General features: G+C 58.5%; 13 protein-coding genes and 1 tRNA gene. 8 read left to right on the top strand and 6 right to left on the bottom strand.

What is annotated here, in order from left to right; all coding sequences use genetic code 11:
- Positions 1–6: 6 nt before the first annotated feature.
- Both EY643_RS17350 and EY643_RS17345 read right to left on the bottom strand, forming a co-directional pair.
- The gene (locus tag EY643_RS17350) at positions 7–1,188 is read right to left on the bottom strand and encodes an acyl-CoA dehydrogenase family protein (protein WP_153240422.1); all 1,182 of its coding nucleotides are present in this window, start codon (positions 1,186–1,188) and stop codon (positions 7–9) included.
- Between the two features lie 4 nt (positions 1,189–1,192).
- On the bottom strand, positions 1,193–2,074 hold the full coding sequence (locus EY643_RS17345) for a fructosamine kinase family protein (protein WP_153240421.1): 882 nt from the start codon (positions 2,072–2,074) through the stop codon (positions 1,193–1,195).
- 73 nt (positions 2,075–2,147) lie between these two features.
- Between EY643_RS17345 and EY643_RS17340 the strand changes: the two genes are divergently transcribed.
- The 3 genes from EY643_RS17340 to EY643_RS17330 all read left to right on the top strand — a co-directional run bounded on the left by EY643_RS17340 (position 2,148) and on the right by EY643_RS17330 (position 4,184).
- Positions 2,148–2,224: transfer RNA gene (locus EY643_RS17340), tRNA-Val, on the top strand.
- Between the two features lie 296 nt (positions 2,225–2,520).
- Positions 2,521–2,571, top strand: a complete 51-nt coding sequence (locus EY643_RS19925) for a DUF3604 domain-containing protein (RefSeq protein ID WP_420841657.1) — start codon at positions 2,521–2,523, stop codon at positions 2,569–2,571.
- 47 nt (positions 2,572–2,618) lie between these two features.
- Positions 2,619–4,184: an arylsulfatase gene (locus EY643_RS17330; protein WP_153240420.1), complete on the top strand. Its 1,566-nt coding sequence runs from the start codon at positions 2,619–2,621 to the stop codon at positions 4,182–4,184.
- A gap of 41 nt (positions 4,185–4,225) precedes the next feature.
- Here the strand turns inward: EY643_RS17330 and EY643_RS17325 are convergent, their stop codons facing one another.
- Together EY643_RS17325 and EY643_RS17320 are read right to left on the bottom strand one after the other, a co-directional pair.
- Positions 4,226–5,122, bottom strand: coding sequence for an enoyl-CoA hydratase/isomerase family protein (locus tag EY643_RS17325; RefSeq protein ID WP_153240419.1), 897 nt, complete (start codon positions 5,120–5,122; stop codon positions 4,226–4,228).
- A 165-nt stretch (positions 5,123–5,287) separates the two neighbouring features.
- Positions 5,288–6,373, bottom strand: coding sequence for a carboxylesterase/lipase family protein (locus tag EY643_RS17320; protein WP_153240418.1), 1,086 nt, complete (start codon positions 6,371–6,373; stop codon positions 5,288–5,290).
- Positions 6,374–6,470: 97 nt separating this feature from the next.
- On the opposite strand from EY643_RS17320, the gene EY643_RS17315 reads away from it, so the two are divergent.
- From EY643_RS17315 to EY643_RS17295, 5 genes are all read left to right on the top strand, one after another.
- A complete protein-coding gene (locus EY643_RS17315) occupies positions 6,471–7,487 on the top strand; it encodes an aldo/keto reductase (protein ID WP_153240417.1) in 1,017 nt (338 codons plus the stop codon).
- Positions 7,488–7,534: 47 nt separating this feature from the next.
- Entirely contained in the window at positions 7,535–9,241 is a 1,707-nt protein-coding gene (locus EY643_RS17310; protein ID WP_170287452.1) for an amidohydrolase, read from the top strand.
- Positions 9,242–9,322: 81 nt separating this feature from the next.
- A complete protein-coding gene (locus tag EY643_RS17305) occupies positions 9,323–11,017 on the top strand; it encodes a M28 family peptidase (protein ID WP_205743095.1) in 1,695 nt (564 codons plus the stop codon).
- Positions 10,992–12,569, top strand: coding sequence for an alanine/glycine:cation symporter family protein (locus tag EY643_RS17300; protein ID WP_338035552.1), 1,578 nt, complete (start codon positions 10,992–10,994; stop codon positions 12,567–12,569). The genes EY643_RS17305 and EY643_RS17300 overlap by 26 nt, the downstream gene beginning before the upstream one ends.
- Positions 12,570–12,571: 2 nt before the next feature.
- Positions 12,572–13,012 carry a nuclear transport factor 2 family protein gene (locus tag EY643_RS17295; RefSeq protein WP_153240415.1) on the top strand — a complete coding sequence of 147 codons (441 nt, stop codon included), beginning with the start codon at positions 12,572–12,574 and terminating at the stop codon, positions 13,010–13,012.
- A 35-nt stretch (positions 13,013–13,047) separates the two neighbouring features.
- Here EY643_RS17295 and EY643_RS17290 read toward each other — a convergent pair whose 3' ends face one another.
- Positions 13,048–15,213: a xanthine dehydrogenase family protein molybdopterin-binding subunit gene (locus EY643_RS17290; protein ID WP_153240414.1), complete on the bottom strand. Its 2,166-nt coding sequence runs from the start codon at positions 15,211–15,213 to the stop codon at positions 13,048–13,050.
- The gene (locus EY643_RS17285) at positions 15,210–15,704 is read right to left on the bottom strand and encodes a (2Fe-2S)-binding protein (RefSeq protein ID WP_153240413.1); all 495 of its coding nucleotides are present in this window, start codon (positions 15,702–15,704) and stop codon (positions 15,210–15,212) included. Before EY643_RS17285 ends, EY643_RS17290 begins: the two co-directional genes overlap by 4 nt.
- Positions 15,705–15,721: the final 17 nt, after the last annotated feature.

Genomic DNA, 15,721 nt, shown 5'->3' with positions numbered 1-15,721 from the left:
CTTCTCCTAGCGTGTGCGGGGCATCCACAGCCCCGCCATAGCGATAATGTCGCGCTGTACTTCGTTGGTGCCGCCGCCAAAGGTGAGGATGGATCCCACGCGCCAACGGAACTCAAGTTTGCCCTGCAGTACTGCCCCCGGTGAGTGGGCCGCGATGCTGCCAGCGGCGCCCATCACTTCCAGTAACAGCCGATAGAGCTCGACAAAAAACTCGCTACCGTAAACCTTGGCGGTAGAGGCATTGGCCATGTCCAGCGGGCCCTGATCCATCGACCAGGCCTGCTTCCAGCACATGATTTTGAGAGCCTCCAGGCCCACTTTCACCCGGGCCAGGTTGTGCTGCACCCAGGGTTGCTCGATGACTTTGCCGCTCCCTGCCGCATCGGTCGCCGCGGCCCACTCAGCCACGCTTTCGTACAGCGCGTGTACTTGACCGTGGGTAAACAGCGACAGGCGCTCGACATTGAGTTGGCTGGTAATGAGTTTCCAGCCGCCGTTGATCTCTCCCACCCGGTATTTGTCGGGGATACGGACGTCCTCGTAGTAGGTGGCGTTGGTACGCGCGCCCAGTGTGCGCACGGGTGTGCAGGAGTAGCCGGGCGTATTGGTCGGCACCAGGAACATGGTCAGGCCTTTGTGTTTTTTAGCCGGGTCCGGGTCGGTGCGGGCGGCCAACCATACATAGTCGGCGTAGTTGGCGAGGCTGGTCCACATCTTCTGGCCGTTGATAACCCAGTCGTCTCCATCGCGTTCGGCCTTGGTGCGCAGGCTGGCGAGGTCGGTGCCGGCATTGGGTTCGGAGTAGCCGATAGCGATCGTGACTTCCCCGCGCTTGACGCCGCCCACCACTTCTTGCCGGACCTCGTCATTGGCATGTGCGGCAATGACCGGAGTGCAGGCCTCTGTGGTGAGGAAGGGGTAGGCAAAGCCGGAGCGAATCACCTCATCGGTGAAAATGTACTGCTCGATATGGGAGAGCTCTTTGCCGCCCAGGTCCTTGGACCAGCTCAGGCCAATCCAGCCGTCGGCCCCCATGCGGGCATACTGTTTGCGAAATTCCGGCCCGCCGCCTTCCTTGAGCTCGTTGTCTTTCATTTCCTCCCGCAGTTCGGGAGTCATGACGGTCTTCATATAGTCCCGCACTTCCTGCTGCAGGGCTTTCTGCTTGGTGGATAGTTCGATGTTCATGGATTCAGGTCTCAGCTAACAGCCTCGCAACCATTTCCTCCGCTTGTCGGGCGTAAGCACCGCCGAACAGATTGAAATGATTGAGCACGTGGTAAAGGTTGTATAAAACTTTACGCGTGCTGTAGCCGGGATCAATGTCCCAGGTACTGCGGTAGGAGTGGTAAAAGCGATCATCGAAACCACCGAATAGCTCGGTCATAGCGAGATCTGCCTCCCGGTCGCCGTAGTAGACCGCTGGGTCGAAGAGGACGGGGGCCCCCGTGTCATCCGCGCCGGTATTGCCGCTCCACAGATCGCCGTGGAGCAGGGCAGGCGGGGGTTTGTAGCTTTCGAAGAAGTGAGGGAGGCGATCCATCAGGCGCTGGCCGGCGTCGATTAGTCCTGAGCTGGCACCGTTAGTGGTGGCCAGCCTGAGCTGGTGGCCCAGGCGGTGCTCGCGGTAGAAACTAACCCAGTCGGTTGACCGGGTATTGACCTGGTCTGTGGTGCCGATGGTGTTGTCTCGTCCCCAGCCAAAGCTGTGGGCAGAGCTTCGATGCAGCGCTGCCAGTTGTTCGCCGAGCAGGGTGCTGCTGCGGGAATTGCCAGAGTAGAGGTCGATATGTTCCAGAGCCAGCCAGGCCCGACCCACCTCTATGCCCGTAGCAATGGGTGTGGGTACCCGAATGGTTCCGCTGTCAGCGATGGCCGAGAGGCCGGCCGCTTCGGCTTCGAACATCGGCAGGAGGGCTTTTTCGTTCAGCTTGACGAAGAAGCGTATGCCGTCCCCCTCCAGACAAACCGCCTGATTAATACAGCCCCCGCCCAGCGCTCGCCCTCGTCGGGCAGAGAACGGCCTCCCGATCGCCGCCGAGATTGCCTCAGATATCCCCTGCCAGTCCCGCAATAGCCTCTTCCTTGTGCCTCGATATAGGGTGTTGAGCTCTTGGGGCGAGATGCTTATAATGCCCGCCCTCTTTAGGACTATAGCTCAGTTGGTTAGAGCGCTACCTTGACATGGTAGAGGTCCCCAGTTCGAATCTGGGTAGTCCTACCAAACAAAAAAGCCCCCGCATCAGCGGGGGTTTTTTGTTTGAAGGCGGCTATATACTGCCGCCGCGACGGCAAGTGGATGCTTGGTGTCCATGTGCTCGTTCTCCTGACTCTGCGGCAGAGGCTCATGCCGCGATTACCGCTTCTTTGAGCATAGACTGCCCCAGGGACAAGCCATGCGACAGTTGCCTGTATCTTGTCTATCCTCAACGATACGCACGCGAACTGGAGATCCTCATGCCATGTTGGACGGCTTCCTAAGCCAGGCCCTATGGTGCAAAAAGGGATACCACCGGACCTGTGGATATCCAGGAGCGCGCCTACACCTCACCAATCTGGTATAACCCGTGAGCATTCGCTAGAACACAGAAAAGGCATCGCCAAAGATTATGAAAAACATGACGAAAAAACTGCGTAGCTTGTGCCTGGTTGCTGTCGCATGCGTGCTCTCCACGCAAACCGCTATCAGCCATGCAGCCGACAAGCCCAATATCCTGGTGATCTGGGGCGATGACATTGGTTGGTCCAATCTCAGCGCCTACCATCGCGGCATGCTCGGTGGCAGCACGCCGAACATTGATCGCATTGCCAATGAAGGAGCGCTCTTTACTGACTACTACGGTGAGCAGAGTTGCACCGCTGGCCGTTCCGCGTTCATTACCGGGCAGCACCCATTGCGCACAGGCCTGTTGAAGGTGGGCATGCCGGGCGCCGATATCGGCCTTCAGGCGGAAGACCCCACCATTGCTGAGTTGCTCAAGCCGCATGGTTACGTCACCGGTCAGTTCGGCAAAAATCACCTCGGCGACAAGGATGAATTCCTGCCCACCAATCACGGTTTCGATGAATTTTTTGGCAACCTGTACCACCTGAACGCGGAGGAGGAGCCTGAGACCTATTTCTATCCCAAAGATCCGGCTTTCCATAAACGATTTGCTCCGCGGGGCGTGATTCATTCCTATGCTGACGGCAAGATCGAGGATACCGGCCCGTTGACCCGCAAGCGCATGGAAATGGTCGATCAGGAATTCACTGACGCCGCTATCAAGTTTATCGAGAAGGCCAACAAGGACGACAAACCGTTTTTCGTCTGGTTTAACGCCACGCGGATGCACGTGTGGACACGCCTTGCCCCCAAATGGGATGGCGCTTCGGGTTACGGGCTCTATGCAGACGGCCTGATGGAGCACGATTATCACGTGGGCCTGCTTCTGGATAAGCTCGATGAGCTTGGTCTCAGTGACAACACCATTGTTATTTATTCGACTGACAATGGCTCACAGACCGGCACCTATCCTGACGCCGGTGTCGAGCCCTTCCGGGGGGAGAAAGGCTCAACCTGGGAAGGTGGCTTCCGCGTGCCTGCGATGATTCGCTGGCCAGGTGTGGTCAAGTCCGGCACGGTGATTAATGACATTTTTTCCCACCAGGACTGGCTGCCCACGCTGCTGACAGCTGCTGGCGAACCGGGCATCAAACAGAAGTTGCTCAAGGGGCATCGCGCCGGCGACAAGACCTTCAAGGTACATCTGGATGGCTATGACCAGACAGACTTGCTGGCTGCGAAGGGCCCGGGTAAGCGCAGCACGCTCTATTACTTTGACGATAACGCCAACCTCAACGCGATGCGCTGGAACGACTGGAAGATTCACTTTGCTTTGCAGATGGACGGTTGGGCTGGTCCACGCGAAGCGCTGAACTTTCCACGCCTGATCCACTTGCGTTCAGATCCCTACGAGACGTCGATTGATTCGGGCCTGTATACGCGCTTCTTCGGTGATCAACTGTGGTTGTTTGTGCCGGTGCAGCAGGAGGTGGGTCAATGGCTGATGAGTTTCCGTCAGTTTCCGCCGCGCCAGCCCACGGCCAGTTTCAGTATCGACAAAATGATCGGGCAGATGCAGCAGATGTTACAGATGCGCGCCATGCAGCAAAGTGGCGCGGCTCAGCGCCAGGGTCAGTAGCTTTCTGAATACCTGCCCCCTCTGGAAAAAGGGGGCAGCGGTTATTCCTTGCCGTCTTCGCGGTAGTCGCCAAATTCACCATCTCTTTTCGATAGCGCTTCGGTGAGCTTACCGCCGCCCTGAGTGGCGGCGATAAATTCCTTGAACGTTTGTTGGTGGGTGGCAAGGGTGCAGATCTCGGTGCCCTGACGCAATCCTGTGCGCAGTCCCATAGCTTCCATCTGGCGGTGCACAGCCCGTTTGTTCAGGGCGAGTATGTCCGCCGGTATAGCGGCAATTCGCTCAGCCTGACCAAGTGTTGCAGACTCCAGGTCGTCCGCGGGGAAGCTGCGGGTGGCCCAGCCGTATTGAACTGCTTCTTCGCCGCTTACAGAATCTCCCGTTAGCAACATTTCCATGCCTTTGCGCATGCCCAGCAACCATGGGTGGAACTGCATGTCGGGCACGCCAAAGCGCACTGCGGGATAGCCAATCTGGGCGTCGTCCGCGGCGTACACAACATCGCAGCCGGTCGCCAGCTCGCTGCCGCCGGCAAGACAATAGCCGTGCACCTGAGCGATCACTGGTTTTGACAGATCCCAGATACGCATCCAGCTTTCCACGACATGACGAGGCCATTGGCTGTCGCCGCCTGCGGTATGGAAGGGGTAGGCCTGGCCCACATTGCCACCGCCAAGGTCGTAGCCTGCGGAGAAGCACTTGCCGGCACCGCGGACGATCATCACCTTGACCTCGGGGTCGGCGTCACCTGCCTGGAGGGCGTGCAATAGTTCGCCGCGCAGCTGATGGTTCAGGGCGTTGCGTTTGTCCGGGCGATTTAGGGTGAGCCGGCGCACGCCTGCTACGGGCTCGTCGATGAGCAGAACATCGTAGCCATCTTCGCCGTAGCGGCCCGTGGCAGCGTTGCGATCATCGTAGGGGTTGGAATCGTTACTCATGGCGTTCTCCGGATTGCATCGCCAGATTGTATGCTGCCGGTCACGTTGAGGTGTTATAGCAATTTATACCGTGGGGCAGGGCTTGGCCCCGAAGCTGGCACCCGGCGCGGAGATACCCGGGTGCCTTAAGACGTGGCGCGACGGTAGTCAGTCGCGCACAGAGTGCTAGCGAATATGCCCAAGCAGGAAGGAAACAAGATCTTCGCCGGAGGGATCTTCCAGTGGCCAGGCCGGGTCGCGGGAGTAGCCCACGCTTTCCAGGCCAACTTCGTCGGCACGTTCCTTGATCGCGATAGCATGCAGGGCGTGGTGCAGGAACAGGTCGACGACGTTATCGAGGGAGGTCGTGAAATTCTCCGTGTAGATCGGCGCATCTCCGGAATCCATCAGCTCGAGCATGTCGACTTCGGCCCTGTAATCAATAGTTTCCTGGTTCTCCAGCTCATCCAGACTGGCGATGCCGAGGAACGTCAGCAGGTAGTTGGTCTGGCCCAGTGCGTCCACCAGGGTAATAATATCGGTGCTGCCCAGAATTGGCTCAAGCGGTTCCGTTAGCGGCAGTAGCACCTCACCCCAATCAATGATGTCGTACGTGGACTGAGTCACCAGCGCGCCAACCGCCTTCACGCGAGTGGATTCACGCAGAACTTCGTCGTCATTGCCCGGGTCGGCCATGTCGTCATGAGTGCCCAGCCAAAGGCTGGAACCAGCGCCGGCCGAGACGCCGTAGAGGGCCACGTTCTCCACGTCCAGGTTCAGGCTCTCGTAGTAGTAGCGCATGAACTGCAGGGCGCGAGCAGTGTCTTGCATGGAAGTGAGAACACCGCCCTGATCGGCCGCGGCCTGGGTGTCACCGCCTTCTTCTGGCACCGTGAGCAGGGTGTAGTTAATGGTGGCGTAAGCGACGCATTCCTGAAGAAATGCACGGACATCGTCGGCAAAGTTAGTGTGGGCGCTGCTCTTGTCACCGCCTGTGAAACCGCCGCCATGGATGTAGATCACCAGCGGGGTCGGGTCGTCACAATCAGGCAGGTAGATGTCGAACAGGTTGCGTTCGGCTTCACCATAGGCCACATCGGCAGCAAATTTTGCGCTGATATTCGGTAGGTCGATCGGGGCCGTCGTGAATGTTAGATCCAGCGCTGGCCGCGCCGGCTCTACCGGTTCCTGCGGGCGATCTGAGGAGCTGTCGCTGCACGCGACAAGGAAAGCGCCGATAATTATGGGCGTCAGGGCACGGATGAATTGCATGTGGATGGTCCAAAAGTTACTTTGACGGTGGAGATTAACACAATGTGTTCGTCGATCACATTTTGTTCAATTCAATTATCTGGACGGAATTAAGCCAATGAAGAGAAATCGCCTCGGCCGTAGCGGCATCGTCGTTTCCGACATCTGTATGGGCACCATGACTTTTGGGAATCAGGCAGATGAGAAGACTGCTTTCGCGATCATGGATGCTGCCTTCGATATCGGCATCGATTTTTTTGACACCGCGGAGGTGTATCCGGTGCCACCGGAGGAGCGCTACATGGGGGTCACCGAGGAGATCGTAGGCCGGTGGATGAAAACCAAGCCTCGCGATGCGATTATCCTCGCCACCAAGGTGGCAGGGCCCGGTCACGGCTGGATTACCCCGCCTGTTCGCGCTGGCAAGTCCGGCCTCGACCGCCATCATATTATGCGGGCTGTCGAGGGTAGCTTGCGCCGGTTGGACACGGATTACATCGATCTGTACCAGACCCACTGGCCAGATCATGGCTACTACTACGAGGAAACCTTGCGCGCACTGGAAGAGCTTGTAGATGCGGGCAAAGTCAGGGTGCTGGGGTGTTCCAACGAAACCAGCTGGGGCTTGACCAAGAGTCTGTGGGCCGCGGACAAGCATGGCCTGCCGCGCTACGAAACGATCCAGAATAATTTTAGCCTGAACAGCCGTCGCTTTGAGGACGAGCTGGCCCAGGCTTGCCGTGCGGAGGGGGTCAGCCTGCTGCCCTATTCGCCGCTGGCTGGCGGTGTGCTCTCGGGGAAATACAATGATGGGGCCGCGCCGGCTGGTGCTCGCTTCACTGACTACCTGACAGGGGGAGAGCGTCAGCAGAAAATGGCGCGCCGTTTTATCAGTGAAGAGAGTGTCGAATCGACCAAGCGCTTCGCAGCCATTGCGGCGGATGCGGGCTTGTCGCCTGTCACCATGGCGGTTGCCTGGAGTAAGCAGCATGACTTCGTGGCGTCCACGATCGTCGGCGCTACCAGTATGGATCAGGTCCCGGATATTCTCGCAGCGGCAGACGTCACCTTGACGGACGAGACTATGGCGGCGATCAACAAGGTGAGCCGCGAGATTAAATATCCGATGGGATAATCCCTGTGGATCAAGCAAACTAAAAATAGACAGGTCTGGAGAGTAAGGTGATCAAGAAACTGTTGCTGGGGCTGTTGTCCCTGATTGTTGTCCTCGGTGTTGCCGCGGTCCTCTTGCTGGGGCGCCCGTCACCGCCGGATCGGCAGCTCTTCGTCAACGGCAAGATACTCACCATGGATGCCGGCAACAGTATCGTCAGTGCTGTAGCGGTTGAGGGCGAGCGCATTGTTGCAGTGGGCGACGAGGAGGCACTGGCCGCTTATCGCGATGGGGCTGACGTGATCGACCTCGGTGGCAGGGTGATGATGCCCGGCGTCATCGACGCCCATGGACACTTCCCGGGTACGGGTACCCGAGCCATCATGGCCGACCTGAATAGCCCGCCAATCGGAACCGTTGAAGAAATTGCCGATATTCAGGCGCTGCTAAAACCTTTTGTGGACAAGGTTGCTGCTGGCAAGTGGGTGATGGCGATGGGTTATGACGACACTTTGCTTGCAGAGAAGCGCCACCCTACACGGGAAGAGCTCGATGCGGTCTCCTCGGAGCACCCTATCTTCATTGTGCATGTTTCCGGCCATATGGGCGTTGGCAACAGCCTGGCATTGGAGATGTCTGGTATTAACGCTGATACGCCCAATCCGGAAGGCGGGGTTATCGTGAAAGATCCACAGACCGGTGAGCCCACCGGTCTGCTGGAGGAAACCTCAGCCCAGGAAGTTCAGCTGTCGACCAGCGCGGACATTATGACGCCTGGCAATATCCTGGCGATGTTCAATACCGCCGTGCATGACTATGTCAGTCAGGGGGTCACCACCGGGCAGAGCGGCGGCGCCATGGGACCGATGCTCAAAGGCCTGGCATGGGCGAGTAAACTGGGTTTTGTGCCGTTTCGACTGGAGGTGTGGCCGTTCTGGCAGCTGATGGGTGAAGATGTGCTGTCTGGCGATGTTGACCTGACGCCCTACGATACCCCTTACTTTCGTGGCCAGACCATGAAGATCGTTTCTGACGGCAGTATCCAGGGCTTTACCGGTTATCTCGCGCACCCCTATCACACACCGTTTCGCGGTGATGCGGACTATCAGGGCTACCCTATTTTCCCCATCGAAGACCTTGTCGATATCGTTGGGCGGGTACACGCAGCCGGAATCCAGATGGCGATACACGCCAATGGCGACGCTGCCATCGACGATGTGATCTATGCCTTTGACAAAGCGCAGCGAGAAAATCCCGTGGCGGATCCGCGGCTTATCCTGATTCACTCGCAGATGGCCCGCGAAGATCAGCTGGATGAGATGAAGCGCCTCGGTATCACTCCCAGCTTCTTTTCCGCCCACACGTATTACTGGGGCGACCGTCACCGCGATATCTTTATGGGCCCTGAACGGGCTTTCCGCATGAGCCCGAGCAAATCAGCCCTGGACCGTGACCTGATGTTTTCGGTGCACCTTGATTCGCCGGTCGTGCCGATGGAGCCGATGCGGATGGTCTGGGCCACTGTCAATCGTGTGTCTACCGGTGGCAATGTCATCGGCGCAGACCAGCGTATTCCTGCCATGGACGCCTTGCGCGCCATCACCATCAATGCGGCATACCAGATCTTCCGCGAAGACGAGCTGGGCTCCATTGAGCCGGGTAAGTACGCCGACCTGGTCGTACTGGACGGTGACCCACTGGGCGATCCGATGGCGATAGCCGATATCGAGGTTTTGCGCACAGTTGTGGGTGGTGTAACAGTTTACGAGCGCTAAAGTCTCATTTTGTTACACTGATTCGCCCCGATAGGGAATATCGGTCAATAAAAACAACACCAGCACGGAAGAATGAACATGATGAAGCGACTCTCAATACTCATGGCGTGCGCCTATTGTGCGGTCTCCTTCGCGGCTGTCACGACGACCGCGTCGACGAAGGAGCAGTCCGAGTCTGCCGAGGTGACCACCGAAGATGTGGCTCTGCAAAAGGCACTCGCAACGATCACACGTGAAAACTTGCAGCAGCATCTCGACTACCTTGCCAGCGATGAGCTAAAGGGACGTATGAGCGGTGAGCCAGGTTACGATGCTGCCGCCAAATATGTGGCAGAGCAGTTTGCCGCGCTGGGTGTCGAACCTGCTGGCCTGTTTGACGGGTGGTTCCAGGATGTGCCGCTGCTGCGCCGCCAGATACACACCGAAAGCGCCGCCATGACTGTGCACAGTGATCGGGGCGATGCCAGCCTGCGCTGGAAAGACGACTTTGTCATGGGTGGCGACCGGGTGCGCGACGAGACCAGTGTACGTGCTGAAGTGGTGTATGCCGGCTATGGCGTGCACGCTCCAGAGCTGGGCTACTCGGATTACGAAGGCGTGGATGTCGATGGCAAGATTATCGCGATATTCGGCGGCGCGCCCAAGAGCTTCCCGGCCAATGAGCGGGCATTTTATTCCTCGGGGCGCACCAAGCGGGACGAGATGGTGAAGCGGGGTGCAGTTGGCTACATCTACATGCGCTCGCGCGTGGACCAGAAACGTAACAGCTGGGACGTTGTCACCCTCAATGCGGGTGTCACGGCGGGAATGTCCTGGCGCAATATCCAGGGCGACGTAGCGGACCATCATCCCGAGTTGCAGGGTGCTGCCCAGATCAGCGAGGGCGTGGCACCGGATATCTTCGAACTGACGCCGATGACCTTCGAGCAGGCGCTCGATGCGGCGGATCAGGGAAAGCCCGCGTCACAACCGCTGGGCATCGAAATGACCCTGAGCCAGAAAAGCGAGCACACCGACGCTACCAGCCCCAATGTGATCGGGGTGATTCGTGGTTCAGACCCTGAGCTTGCGGATGAGTACATCGTGTACACCGCGCACCTCGATCATATTGGTATCGGCACCCCGGTGGATGGTGATGCCATTTACAACGGCTTCTATGACAACGCGATGGGTACGGCTTTGCTGATTGAAGCTGCCCGTGCTTTCAAGGCGCTGCCGCAGGCGCCTGAGCGTTCAATCCTGCTGGTGGCTGTTACTGGCGAGGAGCGAGGCCTCCTGGGGTCGGACTATTTCGCCCAGTACCCGACGGTGCCATCGGAGGCAATGATTGCCAATATCAACCTGGACATGCCCCTCCTGCTGTATCCGCTGGCGGACATCATCGCCTTTGGTGCCCAGCACTCGACCCTGGATGTGCCTATCGCACGGGCCGTGGCTGCCGAGGATTTTGCGCTCACACCTGATCCCATTCCAGAGGAAGTGCTGTTCGTACGCAGCGACCAGTACTCGTTTGTGCGCCAGGGTGTGCCCGCGGTTTTTCTGGTACCGGGTTTCACTTCGAGCGATCCTGATATCGATGGTCAGGCATTGTTTCAGGGACATCTTAAATTGCATTACCACAGGCCCACTGACGATCTCAGTCGGCCAGTGGATTGGCCTTCAGCGCTCCGCTTTGCCCGCGCCAATGTGCGCATAGGATTGGAGATCTCCAAGGACAAAGAACCACCTGCCTGGCACGAGGGTGATTTCTTTGGCGACAAATTTGCGCGTGAATAACGGCAACAAGGCGCCGCTGCTGGCCGCGTCTGCAATGGTAATATCAGCGCCGGCGGCTGCCAGTATCGATACAGCAGTGGAGTCGATGCTCGCGCCCGTCGCGGCGGCTTTGTCGGCTTTCGTGTTCGCCAAGCTGCCGATCTTTGGCTACGAGATTCCATGGATAGTGCTTTGGTTGGCGGTGGCGGCGAGTTTTTTTACCCTGTACCTGGGTTTTATCAATATTCGCGGCTTCGCCCTGGCCCTGCGCCTGGTGCGTGGCGACTATCACGACCCCAAAGCTCCCGGTGAGATTTCTCACTTTCAGGCCGTGGCCACGGCAGTGTCTGGCACCGTGGGCGTCGGCAATATCGGTGGTGTGGCAGTGGCCATTGTTATTGGTGGCCCGGGCGCGGCCTTCTGGCTAATCGTGGCTGGCTTTTTGTCCATGTCCACGAAACTGGTTGAGTGCACACTCGGTGTGAAATACCGCAAGTACAATCCGGATGGCTCGGTGTCCGGCGGCCCTATGTATTATCTGGAGCACTGGCTCAGTAGCCGTGGCAAGCCGGGCCTTGGCAAGGGGCTGGGTAAATTCTATGCGCTCTCGATGGTGATAGGCTGCCTCGGTATCGGCAATATGTTCCAGTCGAACCAGGCGTATGTGCAGTTTGTGAGTATCACCGGTGGCGAGGCGAGCTTTTTCGCCGACAAGGGCTGGCTGTTCGGTCTTGCTATCGCCCTGGTTGTCGGCCTTGTGATCATTGGTGGTATCCGCTCAATCGCCGCTGTAGCGAGCAAGATAGTGCCGTTTATGGCAGTGCTGTACTTGTGTTCGGCGCTGGTGATTGTGATCTTGAGTGCCGAGCATATTCCGGCTGCGATCGAGCTGATCGTAAGCAGTGCTTTTTCAGTCGAGAGCGCAACCGGCGGCATGATTGGGGCCATTATTGTTGGCTTCCAGCGGGCTCTGTTTTCTAACGAAGCGGGCCTGGGCAGCGCGTCCATCGCCCACTCAGCCGTGCAAACTGACCACCCGGCGTCGGAAGGCCTGGTGTCTCTGCTTGAGCCCTTCATCGATACGGTGGTGATTTGCACCCTGAGTTCTCTGGTTATTGTGGTGACGGCATATCCCGCCGGGCTGATGGATCAGGGCCTCGAGGGTATTGCGCTGACGTCTGCGGCGTTCGAGCATCACGTCAGCTGGGCGCCGTATCCCCTGGCAGTGGCGGCGTTGTTGTTTGCCTTCTCTACAGCAGTGGCCTGGTCCTATTACGGCCTCAAGGCCTGGACTTATCTGTTCAGCGAGCACCCAGTGAGCGAGGGTATTTTCAAACTGGCCTTCTGCGCCTTCCTCGCCATTGGCTGCATGATACAACTGCAGGCTGTCCTCGATTTTGCCGATGCCATGGTGTTCCTGATTTCTGTGCCGAACATCCTCGGCCTCTATCTCTTTGCGCCAGAGGTGAAGAAAGAGGTGGCAAGCTTTATCGCCAAGGTGAAGAGCGGGGAAGTTCACAACTATCGTCGCGATGGTGTACCCACTGCTGCTGATGCGGTCAGAGGGGTTTAGTCATGTCGCCTGAGCGGGAAATCGAAAATCTGATTTACCGCTACGCCGAGCTTATCGATGATGGCGACATGGATACCCTGGCGGGGCTGTTTTCCCGGGCCCGGTTTCTCGATCCATCCGGTGAAGTCCAGGGTGAGGGTTCAAGAGCGATTGGCGCGATTTACCGCGCATTCACCCGCGTCTTCCCCGAGGGCACACCCCGCACCCATCACGTGACGACCAATGTCATCATTGAAGTTGCAAACCAAACGGCTGAGGCACGCTCGTACTTCACCGTGTTTCAGGCGACCAGTGGGCTGCCTCTGCAGCCAATAATCGCCGGTCGTTATCACGATACTTTTGCGCTCGACGCGAATGGCTGGTATTTCACCAGCCGGCAGGTATTTTCTCGCCTGGCAGGCGACCTGAGCGAGCATTTGCTGGGGCCTATCCCAGAAGGCTAAGCCAAAGGACTAAGCCAAAGAACTCAGCCCCGAGATCAGGCCAGCTTGAAGGGCAGGTCCCGCAGGCGCTGACCGGTCGCCGCGAAAATCGCGTTGCCCAGTGCAGCAGGTGCCGGTGGAGTACCCGGCTCGCCCACGCCCGTGGGCGGATCGTCCGATTCGATAATCGCCACTTCGATCTCCGGCACCTCATTCATACGCAGCGTCAGATAGTCGTGGAAATTGCTTTGGACAGCGGCGCCGCCCTCGAAGGTGATTTCACCGTACATGGCAGCGGAGAGGCCGAACAGCATCCCGCCCTCCATCTGCTGGCGCACAATGTCGGGGTTCACTGCACGGCCGCAGTGGACTGCGACAAAACCCTTTTCGAGTTTCGGCTTGCCATTCCGGAGCGAAATCTCCACGACTTCCGCGACCACCGAGTGGAACGATTCGTGTACCGCTACGCCCTGGAAATGGCCATCCGGCGCTTTGCCCCAATTGCTCAGCTTCTCGACAGCATCCAGTACCTGGCGATGGCGGCTTCCCTGTGGCAAGTGGCGACGACGGAACGCGATAGGATCTTCCTCTACAGCAGCAGCTAGCTCGTCCACGAAAGACTCCGCGAAAAAGCCGTTGTGGCTGTGGCCCACAGAGCGCCAGGCGCCGAGGCGCACCGGGGTCTCTACGTTCTGGTAAGCCATGTAGATGTGGGAAAAGCTGTACGGTAACTCTTTCAAGCCCTCTGTGGCAGAACCGTCTTTCTTACCGGCCCATCCCGCACCGAACTCAATCAGGAAGTCAGGAACCCATCCGGGTATCAGACCCTCTGACATGTTCAAGACGTTCTCTTGCATCAGGCTGGGTCCCGCCAGCCAGTTCTCCCAGCTCAGTACTTCACCGTCGGTACCCAGACGAGCACGGAAGCGTGTTTTCATCGGCGGGCGGTAAAAGTCGTGGCGCGTGTCGTCTTCCCGGCTCCAGACCAGGCGTATGGGTTCACCCACGGCGCGCGCGATCTGGGCGGCTTCAAAGACGTGGTCGGGGATAGCCCGGCGGCCAAAGCCGCCGCCCAGAAACTGGTTGTGAACAGTGATATTTTCGTCGTCTATGTCGATAGCCTTGGCGGCGAAACTGCGAACGAGGTCTGGTGCCTGCGTGCCCACCCAGATGTCGGCGCTATCACCGTTGATGGCCACTGTGGCGTTCATTGGTTCCATGGTGGCGTGGGCAAGGAAAGGTGCGGAATACTCGACTTCAATCTGTCTGGCGGCGCCGGAAGTGGGCGCTTTGCCATCTTCTCTAACTGTCGCAAATTCATCGCCCGCCAGTGCGTCGCTGAGAGCTTTGTCGATGGCGGCACTGTCCACCAGCGGCGATTCGCTCGGGCGCCATTCCATCGATACTTTTTCCGCTGCCTTGCGCGCGCGCCAGTAGTTGCTGGCGACCACGGCAATGCCACCGTCTACTTTTACAATATGTTTCACGCCGCTCATGGTCTCGGCCTCAGTGGCGTCAAAGGACGTCACCTCACCATGCCCCACGGGCGGGCGTACCAATACGGCTACCAGTGCATCTGCCGGGCCGGCGTCGATGCCGAAGTTTGCACTGCCGTCCACTTTGGGCTGGTTATCAAGACGGCCCTTATCCGCGCCAATGATTTTGAAGCGGGACGGATCTTTCAGGGTGACTTGTTTTGGCACGGGCATGCTGGCCGCATCGCTGGCGAGCTCGCCGTAACTCAAGCTGACACCGCCATCTGCGGTCCTGATTACGCCGTTTTCAGCGTGCAGTTCCTGTTCGGGAAAACCGCTGCGCGCCACGGCTGCGGCCATTAGCATCGCAAGCGCGGTGGCGCCCGTTTCCCTCAGGGGCTCGTAGAAGACACGAATAGCGTTGCTGCCGCCGGTGATCTGCAGGAAGTACTCGGGGTCGCGGAAAGCCTTGTCCACATGGGCCATCTCGTAGCGTACCGTAGCAGGGTCGACTTCAAGTTCCTCGGCAATCAGGCTGATCATGCCGGTGACGGTGCCCTGACCCATTTCGGTCTTGTGGATCTGGACAATAATGTCGCCGCCGCTGGTGATCTTGAGGAAAGCGTTGGGCTCCAGTTCGGTTGCCTCGCTCTGCGCGTTGGCGCAGCCCTGTAGGTGGAAGCCCAGGGTAAGACCGCCGCCAACCACGGAGGCATTGCGCAGGAATTCGCGTCTGCTCAGGCTCATACATTAACCTCCGCCGGTTCCCAGCTTTGCACGGCGGGGGCGGCGCGCTTGATGGCTTTGCGAATGCGCCCGTAGGTGCCGCAGCGGCAGATGTTACCGGACATGGCGCTGTCGATATCGTCGTCTGATGGGTTGGGATTGCTCGCGAGCAGCGACGCTGCCGACATGATCTGGCCCGACTGGCAGTAGCCGCACTGGGGGACGTTTTCTGCTATCCAGGCTTGCTGCAGGGGATGGTCCCCGCCTGGTGCCAGCCCTTCAATCGTGGTGACCGCTTTCCCTTCCACAGCGCTTATTGGCAGCGAGCAGCTGCGCACTGCAGTGCCTTCCAGGTGCACCGTGCAGGCACCGCAGAGGCCCATGCCACAGCCAAATTTTGTCCCGGTAAAGTTCAGCTCATCCCGCAGTACCCAAAGTAATGGGGTGTCCGGTTCGATGTCGATGTTTGTGTTCTCGCCATTGAGTAGGAAGGCGACAGTCTGTTTGTCCACGGTGTAGCTCCGCTGTT

This window comes from Halioglobus maricola (assembly GCF_009388985.1).
GTDB classification, from domain to species: domain Bacteria; phylum Pseudomonadota; class Gammaproteobacteria; order Pseudomonadales; family Halieaceae; genus Halioglobus; species Halioglobus maricola.
The sequence above is the reverse complement of the archived record's forward strand: the minus strand, read 5'-3'. Positions and strand labels throughout refer to the sequence as shown.

What these genes read in the sequence shown, in the direction of transcription:
- EY643_RS17350 (WP_153240422.1), bottom strand. Translation starts at nt 1,188, where the DNA reads ATGAACATCGAACTATCCACCAAGCAGAAAGCCCTGCAGCAGGAAGTG.
- EY643_RS17330 (WP_153240420.1), top strand. Translation starts at nt 2,619, where the DNA reads ATGACGAAAAAACTGCGTAGCTTGTGCCTGGTTGCTGTCGCATGCGTG.
- EY643_RS17290 (WP_153240414.1), bottom strand. Translation starts at nt 15,213, where the DNA reads ATGAGCCTGAGCAGACGCGAATTCCTGCGCAATGCCTCCGTGGTTGGC.
- EY643_RS17305 (WP_205743095.1), top strand. Translation starts at nt 9,323, where the DNA reads ATGAAGCGACTCTCAATACTCATGGCGTGCGCCTATTGTGCGGTCTCC.
- EY643_RS17325 (WP_153240419.1), bottom strand. Translation starts at nt 5,122, where the DNA reads ATGAGTAACGATTCCAACCCCTACGATGATCGCAACGCTGCCACGGGC.
- EY643_RS17315 (WP_153240417.1), top strand. Translation starts at nt 6,471, where the DNA reads ATGAAGAGAAATCGCCTCGGCCGTAGCGGCATCGTCGTTTCCGACATC.
- EY643_RS17295 (WP_153240415.1), top strand. Translation starts at nt 12,572, where the DNA reads ATGTCGCCTGAGCGGGAAATCGAAAATCTGATTTACCGCTACGCCGAG.
- EY643_RS17320 (WP_153240418.1), bottom strand. Translation starts at nt 6,373, where the DNA reads ATGCAATTCATCCGTGCCCTGACGCCCATAATTATCGGCGCTTTCCTT.